We start from the raw sequence: 2,752 nt of genomic DNA, 5'->3' as shown, positions 1-2,752 counted from the left end.
ACATGAGCTCCTCTTCGACAGGCGGGTGACCGCTCAGGCTGGGTCTGCAAGGTGAAAACACAGTCGGGTTGCTGCAGAGATCCCGCAACGGAATTTCGGTGTGGATCTTCCTGTTCAGCCAGCGGCGGCTTGCTCGGCCTGTGCCTTGGTGTGTGCGAGGCGGTAGGACTCGGTGCCGGTCTGGATGATTGCGCCGTTGAAGGTCAGGCGGTCGACGATGGCCGCGCAGAGCCGGGGGTCGGTGAACGTCTTCGTCCAGCCGCTGAAACTTTCGTTCGAGGCGATGGCGACGCTGTTCTTCTCCTCGCGCTCGGTCAGAACCTGGAACAGCAGCTCAGCGCCCCTGCGGTCAAGTTCCATGTAGCCCAGTTCATCAATGCACAAAAGATCGACACGGCCGTAGCGGGCGATCGTCTTGGACAACTGCTTCTCGTCGGCGGCCTCGACCAGCTCGTTGACGAGTTTGGTGGCCAGCACGTAGCGGACGCGGAAGCCGTGCATCGCGGCCTCGGTGCCCAGGGCGATCAGCAGGTGGGACTTGCCGGTGCCGGAGTCGCCGATCAGGCAGAGGGGCTCGCCCTTCTTGACCCATTCGCAGGTGGCGAGGGTGTTGACGGTGGCCGGGTCGATGTTCGGGTTGGCGTCGAAGTCGAACGCCCGCAAGCTCTTGTCGCGCGGGAAGGAGGCGGCCTTGATCCGGCGTTCGGAACGCCGTCGGGCCCGGTCGTCGCACTCGGCCATCAGAAGTTCGGCGAGGAAGGCCCGATACGACATCTGGTCGCGGGCGGCGCCTTCGGCGAGGTCGGCGAACTGCTGGCGGATGGACGGCAGCCTGAGCATGCGGCATGCCTGGTCGATCGAGGCGGTGGCGGCTTCTTCGGTCAGTCCGCGTTTGCGTGTCATGATCCCTCTTTCTCGCCGGCCGTCCGGCCGTGCCGTTGCAGGAGCTGGTCGTAGTGGGCCACCGACGGCAGCGGCCGGTTGTCGGGCGGGAGGTGGGACAGTCTCCAGTCGGAGAGGAAGGTGACCGTGCCGCCGGCGTCCTCCTGCGCCTGGACCGAACAGCCCGGGGCGGGCTTCACGGGCTCGGTGAAGGTCTCGCCTTCGGCGGCCTTGCGGGCCTCCAGTGCGACCGCGTCCGCGGTCAGCGCACCGGCCCTGTGCGCCGCGGCGAGTCCGGCGACGACGTGCTCGTGCTCCATGTGACGGCCCAGCAGCAGCACCTCGATCAAGGCTCTGGTGCCGGCCGCCTCGCCGTGGGCGGCGCGGGCTGCGGTCCACCAGGCTTCGTGGACGGGGGTGAACTTCCCTGCGGCTTTGGCCTGTTCGAGGGCGGTCGCTCCGGGGAAGGCGCCCGGTTTGCGCAGAAGTGCTTCCAAGTAGTGGTCCAGGAGCAGGCGGGATTCGCCCCGGCCGCTGAGGCGTTCGTGGTGGGCGACCACGGTGCGGCCGTCGTAGACGACCAGGTCGTTGGCGTGCAGCAGCACCCGTAGCTGGCGGCCGATGAAGCGGACCGGGACCGAGTAGGAGTTGCAGCGGACGGTGATCTGGCCGAAGCGGTTGACCCGCGGGGTGAACCAGCGTCCGGTCTCGAACACTTCGCGAGGCAGCGGCCGCAGCAGCGGCTGTTCCTGGGCGAAGTACTCCCCAATGGTGCGGGTCTTCGACCGCAGGCGCCGGCCTTCGTCGTCCAGGTCCCACTGGTCGACCATGGCGTTCAGCTCGGTCAGCGAGGCGACGTCGGGGACGGGGACGAAGTGGTTGCGGCGGTAGTAGCCGATCTGGCCCTCGACGCCGCCCTTCTCGTGGGCGCCCTCGATGCCGGGACGGCAGTAGAAGGCATCCACACCCCAGTGAGAACGGAAGGCCGTCCAGCGGTCGTTCTCCACCCGGGCCCGGGACAAGCCCAGCACCCGCTCGACCGCGGCCCGCAGGTTGTCGTAGCGGATCCGGCCGCGAGGTATGCCGCCCAGCACCCGGAACGCGTGCACGTGCCCTTCGAAGAACGCCTCCTGGCCGCAGGAGGCGAAGACCCGGTGCACTGCCTTTCCAGAGTATGACAGCCGCAGTGAGAACAGATAGACCTTGGTCATCTTGCCCGCGAGCATCACGTGCACGTCGCCGAAGTCGACCTCCGCCTCGGCCCCCGGCAGATGCGTCTGGGGCACGAAGACCGCCTCCGGGCCCACCCCCGCCTGCCGGCGGATCTCCTTGCGGCGGTCCTTCACATAGACACGGACCATGGAGTACGAGATGTCGTCGGCCTCATGGCCTTCGACCAGCCGGTCGTGGATCCGCTGGGCGGTGTGCCGCTGCTTGGGCGGAGCGTCCAGGTCGGCCCTCAGCATCCCGTCGATCAGCGGTTTGTACGGGTCGAGCCGGGACTCCTTGCGCCTCTGCTTCTTCCGCGGCTCGGGCCACTGCCCGTCCAGAGCCCGCCGGACCGTCCTCCAGGTCACGTTGTGCGTTCGCTGAAGCGCCCGCAGGGACATGCCCATCCGGTGATCCCGGCGGATCGCCGCGTACAACTCGACCTTCGACTGCGAGTTACCCATGAGGCCCCCAGTGGAGAAGCACACCTCACAGTCCCACCGCAAGACCCCACGTGACGTCAAAACAAACTGACATCGCAAACTCAGTCAGATGGTGACTCCCACAGTCACGTCGAAACGGCTCCCGCAGTCACGTACATAGCCACACTCGCCCACCGGCATGCGGCGAAGTAGTCGACGAGCAGCTCGTAACTCCAGAC

2 protein-coding genes are annotated in these 2,752 nt (G+C 67.2%); both read right to left on the bottom strand.

What is annotated here, in order from left to right; all coding sequences use genetic code 11:
* Positions 1-114: 114 nt before the first annotated feature.
* Positions 115-903, bottom strand: coding sequence for an IS21-like element helper ATPase IstB (istB, locus tag VXC91_RS44365; protein WP_329513012.1), 789 nt, complete (start codon positions 901-903; stop codon positions 115-117).
* A complete protein-coding gene (gene istA / locus VXC91_RS44360) occupies positions 900-2,555 on the bottom strand; it encodes an IS21 family transposase (RefSeq protein ID WP_329513011.1) in 1,656 nt (551 codons plus the stop codon). Before istA ends, istB begins: the two co-directional genes overlap by 4 nt.
* Positions 2,556-2,752: the final 197 nt, after the last annotated feature.

It is taken from the genome of Streptomyces chiangmaiensis (assembly GCF_036281785.1).
Lineage (GTDB): Bacteria > Actinomycetota > Actinomycetes > Streptomycetales > Streptomycetaceae > Streptomyces > Streptomyces chiangmaiensis.
This window is presented reverse-complemented; position numbering and strand designations above follow the sequence as displayed.

Bases quoted from the DNA above. Each gene is read 5' to 3' on its own strand.
- istB (WP_329513012.1), bottom strand. From the start codon at position 903: ATGACACGCAAACGCGGACTGACCGAAGAAGCCGCCACCGCCTCGATC.
- istA (WP_329513011.1), bottom strand. From the start codon at position 2,555: ATGGGTAACTCGCAGTCGAAGGTCGAGTTGTACGCGGCGATCCGCCGG.